19 protein-coding genes and 1 tRNA gene are annotated in these 22,310 nt (G+C 59.2%); 2 read left to right on the top strand and 18 right to left on the bottom strand.

What is annotated here, in order from left to right:
* The first annotated feature begins 125 nt into the window (after positions 1-125).
* A complete protein-coding gene (locus ACXWUF_RS04630) occupies positions 126-416 on the top strand; it encodes a hypothetical protein (protein ID WP_458493490.1) in 291 nt (96 codons plus the stop codon).
* Complete coding sequence (locus ACXWUF_RS04625; RefSeq protein WP_458493489.1) at positions 409-1,080, top strand: HAD family hydrolase; 672 nt, start codon at positions 409-411, stop codon at positions 1,078-1,080. The genes ACXWUF_RS04630 and ACXWUF_RS04625 overlap by 8 nt, the downstream gene beginning before the upstream one ends.
* A 78-nt stretch (positions 1,081-1,158) precedes the next feature.
* Here the strand turns inward: ACXWUF_RS04625 and phoU are convergent, their stop codons facing one another.
* The 18 genes from phoU to ACXWUF_RS04535 form a co-directional block, all read right to left on the bottom strand.
* Entirely contained in the window at positions 1,159-1,860 is a 702-nt protein-coding gene (gene phoU, locus ACXWUF_RS04620) for a phosphate signaling complex protein PhoU (RefSeq protein WP_458493488.1), read from the bottom strand.
* A 188-nt stretch (positions 1,861-2,048) separates the two neighbouring features.
* Positions 2,049-2,885: a phosphate ABC transporter ATP-binding protein PstB gene (gene pstB, locus ACXWUF_RS04615; RefSeq protein WP_458493487.1), complete on the bottom strand. Its 837-nt coding sequence runs from the start codon at positions 2,883-2,885 to the stop codon at positions 2,049-2,051.
* A 93-nt stretch (positions 2,886-2,978) separates the two neighbouring features.
* A complete protein-coding gene (gene pstA, locus ACXWUF_RS04610; protein WP_458493486.1) occupies positions 2,979-4,289 on the bottom strand; it encodes a phosphate ABC transporter permease PstA in 1,311 nt (436 codons plus the stop codon).
* Entirely contained in the window at positions 4,282-5,658 is a 1,377-nt protein-coding gene (gene pstC, locus ACXWUF_RS04605; protein ID WP_458493485.1) for a phosphate ABC transporter permease subunit PstC, read from the bottom strand. The genes pstA and pstC overlap by 8 nt, the downstream gene beginning before the upstream one ends.
* Before the next feature lie 272 nt (positions 5,659-5,930).
* Positions 5,931-6,893, bottom strand: coding sequence for an alpha-L-glutamate ligase-like protein (locus ACXWUF_RS04600; RefSeq protein ID WP_458493484.1), 963 nt, complete (start codon positions 6,891-6,893; stop codon positions 5,931-5,933).
* A 4-nt stretch (positions 6,894-6,897) separates the two neighbouring features.
* Positions 6,898-8,451, bottom strand: coding sequence for an inactive transglutaminase family protein (locus ACXWUF_RS04595; RefSeq protein WP_458493483.1), 1,554 nt, complete (start codon positions 8,449-8,451; stop codon positions 6,898-6,900).
* A 42-nt stretch (positions 8,452-8,493) separates the two neighbouring features.
* Positions 8,494-9,060, bottom strand: coding sequence for an ATP-dependent zinc protease family protein (locus ACXWUF_RS04590; protein ID WP_458493482.1), 567 nt, complete (start codon positions 9,058-9,060; stop codon positions 8,494-8,496).
* A 161-nt stretch (positions 9,061-9,221) separates the two neighbouring features.
* Positions 9,222-9,839 carry a c-type cytochrome gene (locus tag ACXWUF_RS04585; protein ID WP_458493481.1) on the bottom strand — a complete coding sequence of 206 codons (618 nt, stop codon included), beginning with the start codon at positions 9,837-9,839 and terminating at the stop codon, positions 9,222-9,224.
* A 245-nt stretch (positions 9,840-10,084) separates the two neighbouring features.
* On the bottom strand, positions 10,085-14,278 hold the full coding sequence (gene rpoC / locus ACXWUF_RS04580; protein WP_458493492.1) for a DNA-directed RNA polymerase subunit beta': 4,194 nt from the start codon (positions 14,276-14,278) through the stop codon (positions 10,085-10,087).
* Between the two features lie 84 nt (positions 14,279-14,362).
* A complete protein-coding gene (rpoB, locus tag ACXWUF_RS04575) occupies positions 14,363-18,439 on the bottom strand; it encodes a DNA-directed RNA polymerase subunit beta (RefSeq protein ID WP_458493480.1) in 4,077 nt (1,358 codons plus the stop codon).
* Between the two features lie 256 nt (positions 18,440-18,695).
* Positions 18,696-19,067 (bottom strand): 50S ribosomal protein L7/L12, encoded by a 372-nt coding sequence (rplL, locus tag ACXWUF_RS04570; RefSeq protein ID WP_458493479.1) that lies wholly within the window; start codon positions 19,065-19,067, stop codon positions 18,696-18,698.
* Positions 19,068-19,108: 41 nt separating this feature from the next.
* On the bottom strand, positions 19,109-19,648 hold the full coding sequence (gene rplJ / locus ACXWUF_RS04565) for a 50S ribosomal protein L10 (RefSeq protein WP_458493478.1): 540 nt from the start codon (positions 19,646-19,648) through the stop codon (positions 19,109-19,111).
* Between the two features lie 203 nt (positions 19,649-19,851).
* Positions 19,852-20,547: a 50S ribosomal protein L1 gene (gene rplA, locus ACXWUF_RS04560; protein ID WP_458493477.1), complete on the bottom strand. Its 696-nt coding sequence runs from the start codon at positions 20,545-20,547 to the stop codon at positions 19,852-19,854.
* Positions 20,547-20,978 (bottom strand): 50S ribosomal protein L11, encoded by a 432-nt coding sequence (rplK, locus tag ACXWUF_RS04555; protein WP_458493476.1) that lies wholly within the window; start codon positions 20,976-20,978, stop codon positions 20,547-20,549. The genes rplA and rplK overlap by 1 nt, the downstream gene beginning before the upstream one ends.
* Positions 20,979-21,078: 100 nt before the next feature.
* The gene (nusG, locus tag ACXWUF_RS04550) at positions 21,079-21,612 is read right to left on the bottom strand and encodes a transcription termination/antitermination protein NusG (protein ID WP_458493475.1); all 534 of its coding nucleotides are present in this window, start codon (positions 21,610-21,612) and stop codon (positions 21,079-21,081) included.
* Positions 21,613-21,619: 7 nt separating this feature from the next.
* Positions 21,620-21,994 carry a preprotein translocase subunit SecE gene (gene secE, locus ACXWUF_RS04545; RefSeq protein WP_458493474.1) on the bottom strand — a complete coding sequence of 125 codons (375 nt, stop codon included), beginning with the start codon at positions 21,992-21,994 and terminating at the stop codon, positions 21,620-21,622.
* A gap of 43 nt (positions 21,995-22,037) precedes the next feature.
* Positions 22,038-22,113 (bottom strand) — tRNA-Trp (locus ACXWUF_RS04540).
* A 56-nt stretch (positions 22,114-22,169) separates the two neighbouring features.
* Positions 22,170-22,310 (bottom strand): EF-Tu C-terminal domain-related protein (locus tag ACXWUF_RS04535; protein ID WP_458493491.1); only part of this gene is annotated, 141 nt, incomplete at its 5' end.

Genomic DNA, 22,310 nt, shown 5'->3' with positions numbered 1-22,310 from the left:
GGCCTCAGCCCACGACAGCCGCGCCGAATCGTGGGCTGAGGCCCACCCCCACAACACCATTAGGCAAGCCTTCCCCGCTTTGCTAAAGTGCCCGCTTCCCCTAACCCTACTCGCGGAGGCAGCCCATGATCGGCGGCGTGATCAGCTTTGTTGTGTGCATCTGGTTCTACCTGACCGCGGATCGGTTGAAGCTCAACCCTCTGCAATGGATCGTCGGCGCTCTGATTGTGTTTTATGGCACCAAGGCGGTCTGGACGTTCGTCATCCTCAAGCCATTGATGGGCGCCACCCCCCATGGGGCGTTGGGTGCCTTCATGATGGAACTGGCCGGGGCCGCGCTGGGCGTGGCGGCGTGCTGGCTGTTCCAATCCAAAGTCATGCTCAAACAGGGCCAAACGGATTCCACGGGTGCTTAACGGAAGTTTACCCCCGTTCCACGCCGCCATCCTGGACATGGACGGGCTGGTGCTGGATTCCGAATCGACCTATTGCCACGCCTGGTGCCGGGCCGCGTCGGACCTTGGGATTGAGCTAAGCGAGGCATTCTGTCACGGCCTGTTCGGGCGTCATGCCGATGACGTGGCGCGGGCATTCCGCGCCAAAATGGGCGCGGCCTTCGAGCCGGAGCGCTTCCATCGCCTAGCCGAGCGGCATTGGCGGGATTATTTGGACACCCACGGCATGGATCGAATGCCCGGCCTGGAGGCGCTGCTGGCGGTGTTCCGAAATCGGGAAATTCCCTACGCCCTCGCCACCAACAGCGACGGGATTTATGCCCGGCAATGCCTGCGGCTGGCGGGCCTGGAAGCCGAGTTTCCGGTGATTGTGACCCGCGACCAAGTGCCGCTGGGCAAACCCGAGCCGGATGTGTTTCTGGAAGCGGCACGGCGGTTGGAGACGCCGTCGGGCCTGTGTCTGGGGGTGGAGGACTCGGCCACCGGCCTCGCGGCGGCGCGGGCGGCGGGGACGATTACGGTGCTGGTGCAGCGGCGGGAGGAGGTTCGACGGCAGTTGGCGGGGAAGGCGGATTTGGCGCTGACATCTTTGGCCGAATTGGCGGACTTAATCGAGCCTTCGTAGGCTGGGTTGGAGCTTGCGAAAACCCAGCTCCTCACTGTTGGTAGGCTGGGTTTCGTGCCTCAACCCAGCCTACGTGATTTAAGGATGCTGATGCCGAATATCCTTTCCGCGCACCTGATAAATCACATACTCGGCCACGTTGTGGGCATGGGCACCGATGCGCTCCAAGGCTTTAATCGCCAGCACCAAGCTCACCGCGAAGCCGATGTTGCGCGAGTCCTCCATCACATAGGTAATCAAGCGGCGTAACCCCGCCTCGAACTCCTCTTCCAGCTTGTCGTGGGTTTCGAGAAGCGCCTCGGCGGCGAATTCGTCCAGCTCGTCGAAGGCGTGCAGGGACTTTTCCAAGGCGTCCACCGCCAACTCGCCCATGATGTTCACATCCCGCAATAGATGCTCGCTTGGCGTGCCGCCGTCGTTGCCATAGATTTGGTGGACGATGTTGGCGATGCGGATGGCCTCGTCGCCGATCCGCTCCAGGTCGGTCACGGTCTTGGAAATCGCCATGACCATCCGCAGGTCGCCGCCCAAGGGGCAACGGCGGGCGATGAGTCCGACGATATCCGCATCGGTTTCGACTTCCAGCAGGTCAATCTGCGATTCCCGGGGCGCGATTTTCTGGGCCAGATCCAAATCCTTATGCTTGAGGGCGTGCAGCGCGTCCTTGAGCTGAGCCAAAGCCAAACCGCCCATTTCCAGCACCCGCAGATGCAGCCGGTTCATCTCGCCATCGAAGCGCTTGACGGTGTGCCCTTCCGACGTGAAGTGCGTGTCGCTCATATATTTACCCTTTGCGGGCCGATCCAGTTCTTAAAACCTACAAGGCTTACGCAAATCGTGAGGTTGCCCCACCGTTCGCCCTGAGGTATCGAAGGGTGAACGGTGGGGCAACTGGCCGTTCATGCTTCGATACCTCAGCACGAACGGCCAGTTGCATAAGCCCTCACCGAGTCGGTCTTGTAGAAGGCTTAGCCGAACCGGCCCGTGATGTAATCCTCGGTCAGTTGGTGCCGGGGATTGGTGAAAATCTGCGCGGTGTCGCCGACCTCGATGAGCCGCCCCATGTGGAAATAGGCCGTGCGCTGGGAGACCCGCGCCGCCTGCTGCATGGAATGGGTCACGATGGCGATGGTGTAATGCATCCGCAACTCGTCCATGAGCTGCTCGATCTTGGCCGTCGCGATGGGGTCCAGCGCGGAGCAAGGCTCGTCCATCAGGATGACTTCCGGGTTGACGGCGATGGTGCGGGCGATGCACAAGCGCTGCTGCTGACCGCCGGAGAGACCCGTGCCCGGCTGGTGCAGGCGGTCTTTCACCTCCTCCCACAGCCCGGCCCGCCGCAGCGAGGTTTCCACCACCTCCTCCAATTCCACCTTGGTGGCCGTCAGGCCGTGGATGCGCGGCCCATAGGCCACGTTCTCGAAGATGCTCTTGGGGAATGGATTGGGCTTCTGGAACACCATGCCGACCTGCGCCCGCAGCGGCACCACGTCCACGTTCTCGCCATAGATGTTGTTGCCGTCCATGATGATTTCCCCGCTGACGCGGCAGCCGGGAATGGTGTCGTTCATGCGGTTCAGGCAGCGGATGAAGGTCGATTTGCCGCAGCCGGACGGGCCGATGAGGGCGATGACTTCGTTGCGGCCCACATCCAAATTGACGTTCTGGATCGCCAGCTTTTCGCCGTAGTGGACATTGACGCCCCGGCATTCGATGCGGGCCTTGGACGAGGTGATCTCGCCCACGGTGTCCGGGTACTCGCGGTTGAAGGCGACTTCTGAGGAGGATTTTTCTCTTATTTTCATGGTGGGCGTCTCTTTGTGAGATACCGAGGTCTTTAGCTCAAACAAGGTGCTCATGATAGCGTCCAGGGGTTCGGCTAGGTTGATTCGGATGGATTACCAGCGCCGCTCATAGCGCCGCCGCAGATAAACGGCCACGCCGTTCATCAGGATCAGGAAGGCCAGCAGCACCAGGATAGCGGCGGAAGTGCGCTCGACGAACGCCCGCTCGGGGCTGTCCGCCCACAGGTAAATCTGCACCGGCAACACGGAGGCCGGCTGGCTGATGGTGCTGGGAATATCGACGATGAAGGCCACCATGCCGATCATCAGCAAGGGCGCGCTTTCCCCCAGGGCGCGGGCCATGCCGATAATCGCCCCGGTCATCATGCCGGGCATGGCGAGGGGCAGAACGTGGTGGAAGATGGTCTGCATGGGCGAAGCGCCCACCCCAAGCGCGGCTTCCCGCACCGAGGGCGGCACCGATTTCAGGGCGGAGCGCCCGGCGATGATGATGACCGGCAGGGTCATCAGGGTCAGCACCAAGCCCCCGACCAGCGGCGAGGAACGGGGCAGCCCGAAGAAGTTGATGAAGATGGCGAGGCCCAACAGGCCGAACACGATGGAGGGCACCGCCGCCAGGTTGTTGATGTTGACCTCGATGAAATCGGTCCAGCGGTTGCGGGGGGCGAATTCTTCCAAGTAGACCGCCGCCGCCATGCCGATGGGCAAGGACAAGGTCAGCGTCACCAGCAGCGTGAAGGCGGACCCCACCACCGCGCCCCAGATGCCCGCCGATTCCGGCTCCCGCGAGTCGCCCTTGGTGAAGAACACCGTGTTCAGGCTTTTCTTGAGGCGATCCTCCGCCCGTAGCGTCTCGACCCAGGCGAGTTGATTCTTGGTGCGCTCGTCGCCTTCCGCCGCGCTGGGGTCGAATTGACCTTTCACCAGCATATCTACCGTGTCGTCGGCGGGCACCCACACCCGCTCGGTCTTGCCGACGAGCTCTGGGTTATCTCGCACCATTTGACGCAAGCTATCGGACGCCGAGCCACTGACCAAACCATACAAGGCCCGCTTTTGCTGCCGTCCCGTCACATCGGGAAATAAGGTGCCGAGGCTGGTTTTCACCAAGCTGTCGTAATCGGCTTCGGCCAGCGTGGCGGGGTTGTGGCTGCCATCGGGATCGAGGGTCTGGGCATCGAACACAATATCCAGCCCGACCTGGGTGTACAGGAAGGCCGTGTAGCCGTTGGCGATGATGCTGCCGAACAGGACCACCAGGAAGGTCAGGCCGAGAACGATGGAGGCGAGTCCGTAGAACCGGAACCGCTGTTCCGCCCGCCGTCGCCGGGGCAGGCTGGCGCGGACGAAATCGACGGCGCGGCGCGGCGAGGGCGGCGCGGCGGGTGGTTCAAAATTATTCATATTGCTCACGGTATTTCCGAACGATGTGCAGGGCGATGATGTTGAGCGCCAGGGTAATCAGGAACAGCACCAGCCCGAGGGCGAACGCGGCCAGGGTCTTGGGGCTGTCGAATTCCTGGTCGCCCACCAGCAACGTGACGATCTGGGTCGTGACCGTGGTCACGGCCTCCAGCGGGTTGGCCGTTAGGTTGGCGCTCAAGCCCGCCGCCATCACCACGATCATGGTTTCGCCGATGGCGCGGGACACAGCCAGCAGGATACCGCCCACGATGCCGGGCAACGCCGCCGGAATGATGACTTGGCGGATGGTTTCGGATTGGGTGGCCCCGAGGGCGTAGGCGCCATCGCGCAGGGATTGCGGCACGGCGTTGATGAAGTCGTCGGACAGGGACGACACGAACGGGATAATCATGATGCCCATGACCAAGCCAGCCGCCAGGGCGCTTTCGGAGGACACTTCCAGCCCCAAGCTCGTGCCCAGGTCGCGCACGAAGGGCGCCACCACCAAGGCCGCGAAGAAGCCATACACCACCGTGGGGATACCGGCCAGGATTTCCAGCAAGGGCTTGGCCCAGCCACGGAATTGTCGGCTGGCGTACTCCGAGAGATAAATGGCGGATAACAGGCCAATCGGCACGGCCACCACCATGGCGACGGAGGAAATCAACAATGTGCCGGTGATGAGCGGCACCGCGCCGAACGCGCCCGAAGAGCCGACTTGATCGGCCCGGATCGCCATTTGCGGACTCCATTTCAGGCCGAACAGGAAGTCGGTGATGGGCACCTTCTGGAAGAACCGCACCGACTCGAACAGCACCGACAGGACAATCCCAATCGTGGTGAAAATCGCCAGCGTGGCGCAGGCAATGAGGAACACGGTGACGGTCTTTTCCACCTGATTCCGTGCCCGGTACGTCTGACTGATCCGGGTGTGGGCGAACGCCGCCCCGGCGAGGGCCACGCACAGGCCCGCAACGGTAAGCAATTGATCGCTAGTCTTTTGTAGCTGGAGATAATGCTCGGCGGCGGCGCGAATCGGTGGCTCGGCTTCACCGGCGCCGTTGCTAGCGACGTTGCGGATATCGTTGACCACCAGGGCCAACCGCTCGGGCGAAACGGTGGTCAGCGCGTCGGGCAAACCCGCCACAACGAGATGGGTGACGAACGAGTTCTCGAAGCACAGCCAGAAAAACAGCAGCAGCAAGGTCGGCACGCCGCACCATAGCGCGGTGTAATAACCGTAGTAGCTGGGCAAGGAATGGAGTCGTTGGATGCTTCCGCCCGCTACCGCCAGCGCCCGCTTGCGTCCCCAATGGAACGCCGCCGCGCTGAGCAGCAGGAGCAGGAAAATAAAAGTCGATTTCTCCACCGAATGGGACTCCTGAAAAACAATCAATGAGCGGCTAGCTTGGCGGCATTTTTTACGCGCCTCTTGCGGGTTGGACAGCGCCAAACCGATCATCTTTAGCAGCCAAATGTTACGGGAATATTTCAGGCGCTTAGGATTTCGGGTTGGACCGTGCTTGCGCCGATGATGTCGGGCTACAGCCCGACACCCCCGCTAACCGGATTTAAGCTTTGTAGCAGCCGCGCATGACAGCAAAACGACAGCCCGTTTTTTGGCGTGCGAAGTATGCCACGTCAAGCCACCCGAAGCGCCAGGGACTTCGCCAATTCCACCCGTTCGACCACCGAAACCGGAATTTCCGCCAATTCTTCGACCCAGCGCAGCCGGGGCAACAGGCCGATTTTATTGGCGAGTTGGATGTTCAGTCCGGGCCGGGCGTTGATCTCCAGCATCATCGGGCCAAGCTCTTGGTCCAGGACGATGTCCACACCAATGAATCCCAAGCCCACCAGATCATGGCACCGCGCTGTCAGGGCAAGGATATCGTCCCAATGAGGCATTTGCCGACCCGACAGCGTGCCGCCGGTGTCGGGGTGCTGGTCGATGGGGTTATCATGCCAGACGCCGGAAAAGGTCCGGCCCGTGGCGATGCAGATACCCACCCCGATAGCGCCTTGGTGCAAATTGGCCTTGCCGTCGGAAGCCCGGGTGGGCAAGCGGATCATCGCCAGCACTGGCACGCCCCGGAACACCAGGGTGCGAATGTCCGGCACGCCCTGATAGCTGATGTGTTCAAAGATGGGGTCGAACTTGACCCGGTATTCAATGAGCGCGGAATCGGGCAAGCCGCCCAAGCTGTACATGCCGCCGAGAATATTGGAGACGTGATGGCCCAGCTCGGCGTCATCCACCATGGAGCCGCCCGCCAGCCGGTAGCGGTCATTGTGGCGCCCGGTCACAATCAGGATGCCCTCCCCGCCCGCGCCGTGGGCCGGCTTCACGACGAAATCCTCGTAAGGGTAGAGCATCTCGCGCAGCCGCTCGATCTCGTGGATGATCTCGACCGCGCCATACAGCTTGGGGACCGGCACGCCCGCCGCCATCGCCAAATCCTTGGTGCGGCGCTTGTCATCGACCAGCGGGTAATGATGGCGTTGGTTGTAGGGCAGGATGAAATCGGCGTTGCGCTCGTTCAAGCCCATGACGCCCAGTTCGCGCAGGCGCGTCCAAGGCCAGCGGAAGCCCGTTTTGGACACCGGCCTAACCCCGCAGCGCCGCCCGGAAGCGCCACAATTCGGTCAGCCGGTAGCCGGTGTAGCGGCCCAACAGGAGCGTCAGCGCCAGCACCACCAGCAGCAGTTCCGGGAATACGAACACCAAATGCCCCAGGAACCGGCTGCTCATGCTGAGATAACCGAGCGCCGCCACCGCCAGGCTGCCGAAGCCCTGCTTGAGCGCCTCCGCCGGACCCAGCTCTTCCCAGACCAGGGACATGCGCTCGATGGTCATCGCCAGAATCACCATGGGGAACAAAGCGACCGACAAGCCCCGGTCGAAGCCCAGCTTGTGGCTGAACATGCTCACCAGGGCCATGAGGATAATCACGATGATGAGGACCGCCGCCAAGCGAGGCACCAGCAGCAGCTTGAGGTATTCCAGGTAAAAGCGGATCACCAACCCCAGGCCGACCAACAGGCAGAACAGCATGAGTCCCCACAGCAATTCCGTCTCGCGGAAGGCCAGGGCGATGAGGATGGGCATGAAGGTGCCGAAGGTTTTCAGGCCGATGACGTTGCGCAGAAACACGATGAGGAACGCCCCGACCGGCACCATCAGCAGCACGCGGTAGACGTTCTGGGTGCCCACCGGCAGGCTGAACAGCGAGTATTCCATCAGCCGCGAACCCATCCGCCGGGCGCGCTGTTCAGCGACCAAGGTCCGGTCCTGGGTGCGCTCGGAGATGGAGTATTCAACCTTGAGATTCTTGCCCCCGGACAGGTCCAGCACCGGGCTGTCGCCGGTATGCCAGACCACCGCTTCTTTCGGTAGCCCCACCTCGGCGGTATGGGGGTTCAGGGCCAGCCAGCGCACACCGTCGAACACTTCAATCCAGTGCGTCAACGAGCCATGGTTGACGCCGTCCCGCAGCATCAGCAGCGCGATGGGCCGGGCGGGTATCTTGGCGTTCGCCAGCAGATCGACGATCCGTTTGCCCCAATCTTCGGAGGTCTGAATGTCCTGCTTGAGCAGCAGCACGTTGGCGTTGGGCGTCTGGGCGTTCATCTGCATCAGCAACTCACGGGCGAAGCTCACGGCGTCCGCTGATTTACTGCGCACCTCGTCCATCAAGCCCGCCGCCGCCGAGCGCAACACCTCGGGGAAAGCGGGGGTGTGAACCTCGGGGATGGGCACAGGCGCGGACTCGCTGCCGGACGGGGCGACCATGTTCAGCAAGGGGATGGGGTCTTGGGCGAGGTGTATCCGGTAATAAAGCACCTGATAGCCCTTCACCCGCCGCACCGCCCACTCGGCGGAACGGTTCAGGCCGTCGTCGCTGGTGGTGAGTCCGTAGTTGTTGGACACGAAATTCTCGTCAACTACGGTATAGCCGTCCGGCTGGCGCGGGATGGAAAACGCGACCTTGACCGGCGCGTCCCGCCGCGCCTTGAATTCGATGCGGGCCTCGACGGTCCAGACTTCGGCCTTCTCCGTCGGCAACAAGGGCAGCCCCAGGCGGGTCACCTTGTACCAGCACAGGGTGACGCCTATGACGATAAGTATCAGGGCCAGGATTTTGACGTGTAGGTTTCGCAAAAGATCATCCGTCCAAAGCAAGCGCCCCGCCGCCGAGAATCCTTATTTGCCACCTCCTGACTTGGATGGGGCGGGCGTCTGTGGCTTGCAGAGGTCGCCGTCAGCTTTATACAGGAACGTGGCGGAAGCATCGACCAAGGCGACATCCTGAAGGAAGCTTCGCCCAAGCAGCAACGGATAATTGAAGTTGCTGCGGTCCACCAGGGTGAATTCCGTTTCGTAATCCCGCCCGTTCTTGCATACGGTCAGCTTCACCACGTCGCGCTTGGAGGAGCGCCCCAGCCGCTCCTTGATATAGGCGGCGCGGACGATGGGGCGCTCGACGGTCTGCGGCCTGCTGCCCTGGCCGTCTTCCAGGGTGAACCGGACCCACGCCTCGCCGTCCTTGCTGAAATGCTCGATTTGATCCGCGTGCAGCGAGGAGGTGTTGGCCCCGGTATCCAGCTTGGCCGTGACCCGCAGGTTCCAAGGTCTTAGGAACACCGATTCCAGCCAGCCCATCACCAGCTTCTCACGGGGTGGCTGGCGCTCGGCCTCGGCGGACAGCGCGATGAATGGCAGGGTTGCCAACACAATAAACAAGCGGGTCTGATGAGGGGCGCGAGTCACGGTTTGAATCTCCAGCGGAACGAGGCGACAGGCGGGGCGGGCATGAAAATGTAGACCGACTCGGTTTTTAAAATCGAGCCGGCCTTTAACGAAGGCGGGGATTGTCGGCGTGCATCCCGACAATCCCCTAAATGATAAGGCGCTAAGCGCCTAGCGGGCGGTTAGTCTTTAGGAATAATGGTCAAGCCTTTCTTCTGGCTCGCGTAGTAAGCCGCGACATCCTTAACATCCTCTTCCGACAGGGTGGCGGCAAAACCGGCCATCATCGGGTTGTTCCGCGCCCCGGATTGATAGTCTTCCAAGGCCTTGACGAGATAGCTCTCGTACTGCCCGGCCAGACGCGGGAAGTTCGGGTCCGTGCTGTTGCCATCCTCGCCATGGCAGCTACCGCAAGCCGCCGCCTTTTCTTTGCCCGCCGCCGGGTTGCCAGTGATCGCGAGCTTGACGCCCAGCCCACGGAACTTCCCGACATAGGTGCCGATGTCCTGCATGTCCTGCTCGGACAGGGTCACCGCGTTGCCCAACATGCTCGGATGCTTGCGCTGGTTGGCCTGATACGCCTTGAGCGAGGCCACGACATAATTGGCGTGCTGTCCGCCCAGACGCGGCACATGGTAGGCCGGGTAGGCATTGGCGGAACCTTCGATGCCATGGCAACCGACGCAGGTGTAGAACTTCTTCTTACCCGCCTCGGTATCGCCCGCCGCGTTGACCGCCGGCGCGATGGCGAACCAAGACAACCCCAGGGCCAGCAGGCTCAAATAGACTTTGTTTTTCATTCTCTTTGCTCCACGACGCTAAATAATGTGAAACCGACGGAAATTCGGCGCGGCGGCGAATTCGCTTAGGCGGCGCGTTTCCCGCTGGTCATTCGCCGAGGCGGGCAAAACGCTTCTGTCGGTATGGGAATTTGGGAAGCGCCTATGTTACCGGCTAGTCCCGAATTGACAACCATGAATCCAGGAAATTGAAGCGCAATAAAAAGCCGGGGCTACCTTTCGGCACCCCGGCTCAATTCATCAACCTACATGCTCAAGGCTTGCTTCAAGGCCTCTTCGACTTCACCAGCGTCCATGGTCGGCGGCGCCTCGGCCTCGCCGGCCTCGCCCTGCTTGGCGCGTTGCTTGCGGTCCAGATGGTAGGCAAGCCCCGTGCCCGCCGGAATCAAGCGCCCGACAATGACGTTCTCCTTGAGTCCGAGCAGGCGGTCGCTCAAGCCGCGGATCGCCGCCTCGGTCAGCACGCGGGTGGTTTCCTGGAAGGACGCCGCCGAGATGAAGGACTCGGTGGACAGCGACGCCTTGGTGATGCCCAGCAGCACCGGCTCGTAGCAGGCGGACATCTTGTTTTCCAATTCCACCCGGTCGTTCTCCTCCAGCACGCGGGCGCGGTCCACTTGCTCGCCCTTGAGGAATCCGGTGTCGCCCGGATCGGTGATTTCCACCTTGCGGAGCATCTGGCGGATGATGACCTCGATGTGCTTGTCGTTGATCTTCACGCCCTGCAAGCGGTAAACGTCCTGGATTTCCTTGACCAGATAAGACGACAACTCGGCGACGCCGCGCAGCCGCAGGATATCGTGGGGCGTCAAATCGCCTTCGGCGATGGTCTCGCCCTGTTCGACATGCTCGCCCTCGAACACCGTGATGTGCCGCCACTTCGGAATCAACACCTCGTGCTGATTGCCGTGGCCATCCATCACAACCACGCGCCGCTTGCCCTTGGTTTCCTTACCGAAGCTGATGGTGCCGGTGGCTTCCGCCAGAATCGCCGGGTCTTTGGTCTTCCGGGCTTCGAACAAGTCGGCCACGCGGGGCAGACCGCCGGTGATGTCGCGGGTTTTACTGGACTCTTGGGGAATCCTGGCGAGAACGTCGCCCACTTCCACCTGCCCGCCGTCTTGGATACCGATGATGGCGCCCGCTGGCAGAAAGTATTGAGCAGCGATTTCTGTCGCGGGAATCCGAATATCGTTGCCGTGTTCGTCGACCAGCTTGACCATGGGGCGCAAATCCTTACCCATGCCACCGCGCTGTTTCGGGTCGATGATCACCATGGAACTCAGGCCCGTCACTTCATCCGATTGCTCGCGGACGGTCACGCCTTCGATGAAGTCCACCAACTTGGCGATACCCTTCACCTCGGTGACGACAGGGTGGGTGTGGGGATCCCAATTCACCACCACCTGCCCGGCCCGCACGCGCTCGCCCTCGCGGACAGTCGATACCGCGCCGTAGGGAATTTTGTAGCGCTCGCGCTCGCGGCCATGCTCGTCGATCACACTGACTTCACCGGAGCGGGATACCGCCACCAAGTTGCCGTCCTTGTTCACAACGGTCTTCACATTGGTCAGCTTGATCGTGCCCGCCGACTTCACTTCCACGTTGCTGATGGCTGCCGACCGGGAGGCCGCGCCGCCGATGTGGAAGGTACGCATGGTCAACTGGGTGCCCGGCTCGCCGATGGACTGCGCCGCGATGACGCCGATGGCCTCGCCGATGTTGACCTTGTGGCCCCGGCCCAGATCGCGGCCATAGCAGGAGGCGCACACGCCATAGCGGGTCCGGCAGGTGATGACCGAACGCACCCGGACGTTGTCCACGCTGTGTTCCTCAAGGATGGCGACGGCTTGTTCGTCCAGCATCGAGCCAGCTTCCATCAGCACATCTTGAGTGGCCGGATCGTGGATGTCCTCAGCCAGCACCCGGCCCAGCACCCGCTCGGCCAACGGCTCGACCACGTCGCCGCCTTCGATCAGCGGGGACATCAACAAGCCATCGTTGGTGCCGCAATCGTCCTCGGTAATCACCAAGTCCTGCGCCACGTCCACCAGGCGGCGGGTCAAGTAACCGGAGTTGGCGGTCTTAAGCGCGGTATCGGCCAGACCTTTCCGGGCGCCGTGGGTGGAGATGAAGTATTGCAGTACGTCCAACCCCTCCCGGAAGTTCGCGGTGATGGGCGTCTCGATGATGGAGCCGTCCGGCTTCGCCATCAGGCCGCGCATACCGGCCAACTGGCGAATCTGGGCGGCAGAGCCACGAGCGCCGGAGTCGGCCATCATGAACACCGAGTTGAAGGACTTCTGTTGGGCGGTGGTGCCGTCCGGCATTTCCACCGGCTCGGTGCCCAAGCCCTCCATCATCACCTTGGCGACTTGATCGTTAGCGTGCGACCAAATATCGACGACCTTGTTATAGCGCTCGCCATCCGTCACCAAACCAGACGCGTATTGGTTCTGGATTTCCTTAACTTCCTGTTCCGCCGCGTTGATGATTTCCTCTTTGCGGGCCGGAATCGCCATGTCGTCCACACCGAACGACATGCCGGCACGGGTGGCGTAGGAGAAGCCCATGTACATCAACTGGTCGGCGAAGACGACCGTGGCCTTGATCCCCAAGGTGCGGTAGGAGTAATTGATTAGCCGGGAAATGGTCTTTTTGGTCATGTCCTGGTTAATCATCTCGAAGGGGATGCCCTCCGGGACAATGGTCCAGATCATGGCGCGACCGACGGTGGTTTCCACCCGGCGGAACACGGTGGTTTTCTCGCCGTTTTCGCCAAGCGTGGTTTCATAAAGGCGCACCATGATCTTGGCCTGGAGATCGACCGCCTTGTTTTGCAAGGCCCGGTAGGCTTCCCCGACATCGGAGAACTTCATGCCGGTGCCCTTGGCGTCGATCCGCTCGCGGCTCATGTAGTACAAGCCCAACACCACGTCTTGGGTGGGGTTGATGATCGGCTCACCGTTGGCGGGCGACAAGATGTTGTTGGTCGCCATCATCAGGGTGCGGGCTTCCAACTGCGCTTCCAGCGACAGCGGCACATGCACGGCCATCTGGTCGCCGTCGAAATCGGCGTTGAAGGCGGTACACACCAGCGGGTGCAACTGAATGGCCTTGCCTTCCACCAGGGTCGGCTCAAACGCCTGAATGCCCAAGCGGTGCAGGGTCGGGGCGCGGTTCAGCATGACCGGATGTTCGCGGATCACCTCGTCGAGGATGTCCCAAACCTCCGCGCTCTCCTTCTCGACCATTTTCTTGGCGGCCTTGATGGTGGTCGCCAAGCCCCGGAACTGGAGCTTGCTGAAAATGAACGGCTTGAATAGCTCCAAGGCCATCTTCTTCGGCAGGCCGCACTGGTGCAGTTTCAAGGTCGGGCCGACCACGATCACCGAACGGCCAGAATAGTCCACGCGCTTGCCGAGCAAGTTCTGGCGGAAGCGGCCCTGCTTGCCCTTAATCATGTCGGCCAGGGACTTGAGCGGGCGCTTGTTGGAGCCAGTGATGGCGCGGCCACGCCGACCGTTATCCAACAGCGCGTCCACCGCTTCCTGCAACATACGCTTTTCGTTGCGCACGATGATGTCCGGGGCGCTCAGGTCCAGCAGCCGCTTCAAGCGGTTGTTGCGGTTGATGACCCGGCGGTAGAGGTCGTTCAAGTCGGACGTGGCGAAGCGACCACCGTCCAACGGCACCAAGGGACGCAGTTCGGGCGGCAACACCGGCAGCACCGTCAGGATCATCCATTCGGGCCGGTTGTTGGACCAGATGAGCGATTCAATGGCCTTGAGCCGCTTGGTGTGCTTCTTGATCTTGGTCTCGGAATTGGTCGCATCGATTTCCTCGCGCAGCCGGGCCACCTCGGCCTGCAAATCCATGGTTTTCAGCATTTCATGGATGGCTTCCGCGCCCATCTTGGCGTTGAATTCCTCGCCATGCTGCTGGGTCGCCTGCTGGAATTCTTCCTCAGTCAGAAGCTGGGCACGATTCAGCGGGGTCATGCCCGGCTCGACCACGACGTAGGATTCGAAATACAGCACCCGCTCGATTTCCCGCAGGGTCATATCAAGCAACAGCGCAATACGGGACGGCAGGGACTTCAGGAACCAAATGTGCGCGACCGGGCTGGCCAGCTCAATGTGGCCCATGCGCTCGCGGCGCACCTTGGACAGCGTGACTTCCACGCCGCACTTTTCGCAAATCACGCCCCGGTGCTTGAGGCGCTTGTACTTACCGCACAAGCACTCGTAATCACTGACGGGTCCGAAAATCTTGGCGCAGAACAGGCCGTCGCGTTCCGGCTTGAAGGTGCGGTAGTTGATCGTTTCCGGCTTTTTCACTTCCCCAAAAGACCAGGAGCGGATCATGTCCGGCGACGCCAGACTGATGCGTATGCTGTCGAATTCCTCGGTTTGGTTCTGTCGCTTTAGGAAGTTGATGAGGTCTTTCACAGGTCGTCTCCTAATCTAAATTCGGCGGGTCCGGGACCGGATACGGTCCCGGACAATGCGCGGCGAGGCGCCTTATTCCTGGTCCAGCTCGATGTTGATGCCGAGCGACCGGATTTCCTTAATCAACACATTGAACGACTCGGGCATCGCCGCTTCCATGCGGTGATCGCCATCGACGATGTTCTTGTAGATTTTGGTGCGTCCGGTCACGTCGTCCGACTTCACGGTCAGCATCTCTTGGAGCGTATAGGCGGCACCGTAAGCTTCCAGCGCCCACACCTCCATTTCCCCGAACCGCTGGCCACCGAATTGGGCCTTACCGCCCAAGGGTTGCTGGGTCACGAGGCTATACGGACCCGTGGAACGGGCGTGCATCTTATCGTCCACCAAGTGGTTGAGCTTAAGCATGTACATGCAACCCACGGTCACGTCGCGTTCGAACTGTTCGCCGGTACGGCCATCGAACAGCTTGGTTTGGCCGCTTTCCGGGAGTCCCGCCAGCCGCAGCATGGCCTTGATCTCCGACTCCTTGGCACCATCGAACACGGGCGTCGCCATGGGCACGCCGCGCCGCAGATTCATCGCCAATTCGATGATTTCCACGTCGGTCAACTCATTGAGATCTTCAGTACGGCCACTGGTGTTGTAGACCTGATGCAAGAACTGCCGAAGCTCTTCAACCTTGGCCTTGGCTTCCAGCATTTTGCCGATCTTGAGACCCAGGCCGCGAGCGGCCCAACCCAGATGGGTTTCCAACACCTGACCGACATTCATACGGGAAGGTACGCCCAGCGGGTTCAAGACGATATCGACCGGGGTGCCGTCCGCCGAGTAGGGCATGTCTTCCACGGGCACGATTTGCGAAATCACACCCTTGTTGCCGTGGCGTCCGGCCATCTTGTCGCCCGGCTGAACGCGCCGCTTGACCGCAAGGTAAACCTTGACCATTTTCAAGACGCCCGGCGGCAGGTCGTCGCCCATCGCGATCTTGCGCTTCTTCTCTTCCAGCCGCTTGTTCATTTCCTCGCGCTGCTGGGCGATTTGCTCGGCGATGGTCTCAAGCTGAAGGTTCAGCTCCTCCTCTTGCAGCCGGATTTCCAGCCATTGCGCCGGTTTCAATTCCGCCAGATATTCCGCCGTGATGATCGTGCTGGAGCGCAGACGATTCGGGCCGGATTCGGCGGGTTTTCCCAACAGCATGTTTTCGACGCGCTGGTAGAAGTCCTTCTCGATGATCCGAAGCTGGTCATTCAGGTCTTTTTTGACCCGCTCGATTTCCGCCTGCTCGATCTGCTTGGCCCGCTCATCCTTCTTGACGCCATCGCGGGTGAAGACCTGCACGTCGATGACCGTGCCATCCATGCCGGACGGCACACGCAACGAGGTGTCCTTCACATCCGACGCCTTTTCGCCGAAGATCGCACGCAGCAGCTTTTCTTCAGGGGTCAACTGGGTTTCGCCCTTGGGCGTGACCTTGCCGACCAGAATATCGCCCGCCTTTACTTCCGCGCCGATGTAGACGATGCCGGACTCGTCCAGCTTCGCCAGCGCGGCTTCACCGACGTTGGGAATGTCCGCCGTGATTTCCTCCGGTCCCAGCTTGGTGTCGCGGGCCACGCAGGATTTTTCCTCAATGTGGATGGTCGTGAAGCGGTCGTCCTGCACCACCCGCTCGGAAATCAGGATGGAGTCCTCAAAGTTGTAGCCGTTCCAGGGCATGAACGCGACCAGAAGGTTCTGCCCGAGCGCCAATTCGCCCATGTCGGTCGAGGGGCCGTCGGCCAGAATATCGCCTTTCGCCACCTTGTCGCCCGGCTTGACCAGGGGTCTCTGGTTGATGCAGGTGTTCTGGTTGGAGCGGGTGTACTTGGTCAGGTTGTAGATATCAACGCCCGGCACGCCCGCTTCGGTCTCGTCGTCATTGACCCGCACCACGATACGGCTGGCATCTAGGAATTCAATCTTGCCGCCACGCTTGGCGACCACCGTCACGCCGGAATCCCGCGCCACGATGCGCTCCATGCCAGTGCCCACCAGCGGCTTCTCGGTGCGCAGGGTCGGCACGGCCTGCCGCTGCATGTTCGAACCCATCAAAGCGCGGTTGGCGTCGTCGTGTTCAAGGAATGGAATCAACGAGGCAGCCACCGACACAATCTGCTTGGACGACACGTCCATGTGGGTTATCTGCTCGACAGACGACAGCGTGAACTCGTCATTGTGACGGCAGGACACGAGATCGTCGATCAACCGACCGGTTCCATCCACTTTGGCGCTGGCCTGGGCGATCCAGTTCTTACCTTCCTCAATGGCCGAAAGATACTCAATCTCGTCGCTCACCACGCCTTCGTTCACCTTGCGGTACGGCGTTTCGAGGAATCCATATTCGTTGGTGCGCGCATACACAGCCAGCGAGTTAATCAGGCCGATATTCGGGCCTTCCGGCGTTTCGATGGGGCAGACGCGACCATAGTGGGTGGTATGTACGTCACGCACTTCGAAGCCCGCCCGTTCCCGCGCCAAACCACCCGGTCCCAAGGCCGACACGCGACGCTTGTGGGTCACCTCCGACAGCGGGTTGTTCTGGTCCATGAACTGGGAAAGCTGGCTGGAGCCGAAGAATTCCTTGATGGACGCCGCCACTGGCTTGGCGTTGATGATTTCCTGCGGCATCAAGCTTTCAGCATCGGCCAGGGATAGACGCTCCTTGACGGCCCGCTCAACCCGCACCAAACCCAATCGGAACTGGTTCTCGACCATTTCACCCACCGAACGAACCCGGCGGTTGCCCAAATGGTCGATGTCATCGACGGTGCCCATGCCGTTGCGGATATTAATCAGCTCCCGCAGGACGCTGATAATATCCTCCTTGGTCAACACGCCGGTGCCGGTAATTTCCGTGCGCCCCAAGCGCCGGTTAAACTTCATGCGACCGACCGCCGACAAATCGTAACGATCCGGGGAGAAGAACAGATTCTCGAACAAGACCTGTGCGGCTTCCTTGGCGGGCGGCTCACCGGGACGCATCATGCGGTAGATTTCGACCAACGCATCGAGCTGGGTTTCAGTCGAGTCAATCCGCATGGCGTTGGAGATATACGCGCCACGGTCCAAATCGTTGACGAACAACGTGTCAATGGACTCCACGTCGGCGGCCATGAAGCGGCCCAACATATCGTCGCTCAATTCATCATTGACCTTGGCCAGCAACTCGCCAGTGTCGGGCACGATGATGTTCCGCGCCAAGATTTTGCCGTGCAGGTATTCACGCGGCACTTCCAACTGCTTGACGCCCGCCTTCTCCAACTGCCGGATGTGGCGTGCGGTGATCCGATGCCCCTTCTCAACCAGCACCTTCTCTTCGATCTTGATGTCGAAGATGGCAATGTCGCCCCGCAACCGCTCAGGAATCAATTCCAGGAAAACCTGGTCGCTGGCGAAAGTGAACCGGTTGGTCTCAAAGAACAGCCGGATAATTTCTTCGTTGCCATAGCCCAACGCCCGCAGCAATACGGTCGCCGGCAACTTCCTCCGGCGGTCGATACGCACATAAACGCAGTCCTTATGGTCGAATTCAAAATCGAGCCAAGAACCACGGTACGGAATAATCCTAGCGTTGAATAACAACTTCCCTGAAGAATGGGTTTTACCCCGATCATGATCGAAGAATACCCCAGGCGAACGGTGCAACTGCGACACAATAACCCGTTCCGTGCCATTAATGACAAAGGTGCCGGTATCCGTCATGAGCGGGATTTCGCCCATGTAGATTTCTTGTTCTTTTACATCCTTAATAACCTTAGCACCCGCAGGCGCTTCCTTGTCATAAATCACCAGCCGCACCAGAACGCGCAAGGGGGCCGCATAATTGGCACCGCGCTGCTGGCATTCCTTCACGTCGAAGGTGGGTTCACCAAGCCAATAATTCACATATTCCAGAACGGCATGACCGGAATGGCTTTCAATGGGGAACACTGATTTCAAGGCGGCATGAAGCCCCTCATCCATCCGCTTGCTGAGCGGGGTCTCGGATTGTAGAAATTTCTTGTATGAATCGACCTGAGTTGTTAAAAGATATGGAACATCAAGCACATCGCGGCGTTTGCCAAAACTATTACGGATGCGTTTTTTCTCGGTGAAAGAATAGGCCATAGTGGTTCCTTACCTTAGGGATACAAACGACATTACCACGGCGTCTATCTGAAGCTTTGAGACTCGAACGGTCATTCCCACGTTAGACATTAGGACGCGACAAGGAATTCGGCTGGAATTCAGGCCACAGCGAACATAATCGCTACGGTTTTGTGGTTGCCCGCTACGGGCAATTCCATCCATCGAAACGCCGAAAGGCCGGCAGCGATAAGCTGCCAGCCTACGAAGCCGACGTTCCGTTGGGAACTAAGGTCAATTATTTTACTTCGACCTTGGCGCCCGCTTCGACCAACTGCTTCACGATGCCGTCGGCGTCCGCCTTGCTGATGGCTTCCTTAACAGTGGAGGGTACGCCTTCCACCAAATCCTTGGCTTCTTTCAGACCGAGACCGGTAATAGCGCGGATCACCTTAATCACGTTCACCTTGTTCTCACCGAAGCCGGTCATCACAACGTCGAACTCAGTCTTTTCTTCAACGACCGGAGCCGCCGCCGCCGCCGGGGCGACAGCTACCGCCGCCGCAGCGGACACGCCAAACTTTTCTTCCATCGCGGAAATCAGGTCCACGACTTCCATTACCGTCATATTGGAAATGGCTTCCAGGATGTCTTCTTTAGATACTGCCATCGAAATTCTCCAAAATTAATCTTTTCGCGATAGACGCGGGCTTATGCCGCTTCTTTCTGATCCCGTATCGCCGCCACAGTGCGCACCAATTTGGCATGAGGTTCCGCCAATGTTCGCACAAACTTCTCAATCGGTGCCTTCATCACACCCATGAGCATGGCCAGAGCTTGCTCTCTATTGGGCAGTTTCGACAGACGCTCAAGTTCGGCGGGTCCGTACTGCTTGCCTCCGACTGCCACCAGCTTCACGACCAGCTTTTCATTCTGCTTGTCATTCTGCTTGAGGAAATCGGCGAAAAGCCGGGCGGCCGCACCCGGGTCTTCCAGCGAGAACGCCAGAATAAGCGGCCCCACCAAACCATCCTGCATACAGGCGAATTCGGTGCCTTCCACCGCCTTGCGGGCGAGAGTGTTTTTAACCACTCGAAGGTAAACCCCGGATTCGCGTGCCGTTTTGCGCAGGTCGGTCAGTTTGGCGACCGGAAGCCCCCGATATTCCGCAGCGACGGCGGAATGCGCTTTTGCGGCGACAGCGGCAACTTCCGCGACGACAGCAATCTTGTCATCAAGTCTTAGCGCCACTTTTCACTCTCCGATAATATTCTGAACAGCTTTGGGAACTATCCAGAGCCTAAAATACATCTTCGTTGAAGATGCCTGCCGGCTTCCTTCGCCCATCCTTGGCTCTGGTACACCATCTGCGTAGGCCGATCCGATTAAGCGTTAATTCGCACCTACGGTCTTTGACGGTCGCCGGTAATTGATACCGGCAACCCAAAGTCTTGTTAAGCAGCCAAGCTGCTTTGATCAACAGCCAAACCCGGTCCCATAGTCGAGGAAACCGTAATTTTTTTAAGGTATATCCCCTTCGAGGTCGCAGGCTTTGCCTTTCTTAAGTCGGCTAGTAAAGCCTCAAGATTTTCTTTGAGCGCGTTTGACTCAAAATTGACCTTACCCAAGGTGCAATGGATGATGCCTTTCTTGTCGGTCCGGTATCTAACTTGGCCCGCTTTAGCGTTTTTCACCGCGCCAGCCACGTCAGGAGTCACAGTACCCACTTTGGGGTTTGGCATGAGACCACGCGGCCCCAATATCTGTCCCAACTGTCCGACCACGCGCATGGCGTCGGGAGAGGCAATGACCACGTCGAAATTTAGCTGACCAGCCTTCACCTGGGCAGCCAAATCATCCATGCCCACGATGTCGGCACCTGCCTCCTTGGCCGCATCGGCATTGGAGCCTTGAGCAAAGACCGCCACGCGCACGGTCTTGCCCGTGCCATGCGGCATCACGGTAGCACCCCGCACTGTTTGGTCCGATTTGCGGGGATCGACTCCCAAATTCACCGCCACATCCACAGACTCAACGAACTTTACGTTGGAAAGCTCCTTGAGAAGCGCAAAGGCATCGTCAATCGGATACGCCTTACTAGGCTGTACTTTCGCCTTAATCAACTTGGCGCGTTTTGTCAGCATAGCCATCACACGCCCTCCACATTCAAGCCCATACTGCGAGCGCTGCCCGCAATGGTGCGAACTGCTGCATCTTCATTGGCTGCCGTCAGGTCCGGCTGCTTCATCTTGGCTATTTCGGCGAGTTGGGCGCGAGTAATGGTCCCAACCTTATTGGTGTTTGGATTGGAACTCCCTTTGCTCAAACCAATAGCTTTCTTAATAAGGACTGTAGCGGGAGGCGTTTTGGTAATGAAGGTGAAGCTTTTATCACTATATACCGTGATAACCACCGGCAAGGGCAGTCCTTTCTCCACGCCTTGGGTAGCCGCGTTGAAAGACTTGCAGAACTCCATTATATTTACACCGCGCTGACCGAGCGCTGGACCAATGGGCGGACTAGGGTTTGCTTCCCCCGCCTTTACTTGTAGCTTAATATAGCCAGTAATTTTTTTTGCCATCTATTTTCTCCAATGGGTCAAACGCCTATACGGCTTCCCAGTTTGCGCCCCAAACAACAACCAATTTTTTACCTTTAACTAATCGATATGTCGTAAGTTGCTAGGATTTCTCAACTTGACCAAAATCGAGTTCTACGGGGGTAGATCGACCGAAAATCAAGACCGAGACGCGCAATTTACTTTTTTCGTAGCTTACTTCCTCAACTACTCCGTTGAAGTCTTTGAACGGTCCCTCAACAACACGCACAACTTCGCCGACCTCAAAAAGAACTTTAGGCCGAGGCTTTGTTGCGCCTTCTTCCACGCGGCTCAATATCGCTTCCGCTTCTTTATCGGTGATCGGCGCGGGCTTATCGGAGGTACCCCCAATAAACCCTAATACACGGGGAACTTCTTTAACCAAATGCCACGTTTCTTCATTCAGCTCCATTTGAACAAGGACGTAGCCCGGGAAAAACTTTCGTTCACTTTTGCGTTGCTGCCCCATTCGCATTTCAACAACTTCTTCCGTGGGCACTAAAATTTTCCCAAAAAACCGCTCTAATCCATAACGACGAATGCGCTCCTCAAGTGAGCGCTTTACTTGATTTTCGTAGTTTGAATAGGCGTGGATTACATACCACCGGAGGGACATATTAATATTACCCTTGGCCAGTTAAGCGGCTAATCCCCCAGAATAGGATCATATCGAGCAACCAAAGAATCAGCCCGACAAGAAACACAAGAGCAACCACGACTAGAGTGGCCTGAACCGTTTCCTGCCTAGTAGGCCAAACTACTTTGCGAACCTCTATTCGGGCTTCTTTTAGGAAGACTAAAAACCCCTTCCCCATCGCTGTCGTCAACACGACGCCGATAGCGGAAACCGACAATGCCACAACGCCTATAATTCGGTATATCAAAGACTGCTCGGAAAAATAGTGGAATCCCACTATGCCACCGATTAGCAAAATGACAGACAAAACGAGCTTTGCCGTATCGAAAGCCGACGATTCGGATTCCGCCTGAGCAGACATGGATACCTTCAATTCGGATTGGATTAACTTGAAAGGAGAGAAATGGCAGGCCAGGAGGGTCTCGAACCCCCAACCTGCGGTTTTGGAGACCGCTGCTCTACCAATTGAGCTACTGACCTTTTCTCTTCTTAGATGATGGGTTCCCCGACCAAAAACCGAGGAACCCGAACTTGGATTACTCCAGAACCTTCGAGACGACGCCCGCGCCGACGGTGCGGCCACCCTCGCGCACCGCGAACCGCAGCCCCTCCTCCATGGCGATGGGCGCGATCAGCTTGACGGTGATCCTTACGTTGTCGCCCGGCATGACCATCTC

The organism is Methylomagnum sp., assembly GCF_054333355.1.
Note: the sequence above shows the minus strand (reverse complement) of the source record. Positions and strands in the feature narration are given on the sequence as shown.

Coding starts and splice junctions, on each gene's coding strand:
- pstB (WP_458493487.1), bottom strand. CDS start 2,885: ATGAAAATAAGAGAAAAATCCTCCTCAGAAGTCGCCTTCAACCGCGAG.
- rplK (WP_458493476.1), bottom strand. CDS start 20,978: ATGGCAAAAAAAATTACTGGCTATATTAAGCTACAAGTAAAGGCGGGG.
- secE (WP_458493474.1), bottom strand. CDS start 21,994: ATGTCTGCTCAGGCGGAATCCGAATCGTCGGCTTTCGATACGGCAAAG.
- rplA (WP_458493477.1), bottom strand. CDS start 20,547: ATGGCTATGCTGACAAAACGCGCCAAGTTGATTAAGGCGAAAGTACAG.
- nusG (WP_458493475.1), bottom strand. CDS start 21,612: ATGTCCCTCCGGTGGTATGTAATCCACGCCTATTCAAACTACGAAAAT.
- phoU (WP_458493488.1), bottom strand. CDS start 1,860: ATGAGCGACACGCACTTCACGTCGGAAGGGCACACCGTCAAGCGCTTC.
- ACXWUF_RS04630 (WP_458493490.1), top strand. CDS start 126: ATGATCGGCGGCGTGATCAGCTTTGTTGTGTGCATCTGGTTCTACCTG.
- rpoB (WP_458493480.1), bottom strand. CDS start 18,439: ATGGCCTATTCTTTCACCGAGAAAAAACGCATCCGTAATAGTTTTGGC.
- pstA (WP_458493486.1), bottom strand. CDS start 4,289: ATGAATAATTTTGAACCACCCGCCGCGCCGCCCTCGCCGCGCCGCGCC.
- rplL (WP_458493479.1), bottom strand. CDS start 19,067: ATGGCAGTATCTAAAGAAGACATCCTGGAAGCCATTTCCAATATGACG.
- ACXWUF_RS04585 (WP_458493481.1), bottom strand. CDS start 9,839: ATGAAAAACAAAGTCTATTTGAGCCTGCTGGCCCTGGGGTTGTCTTGG.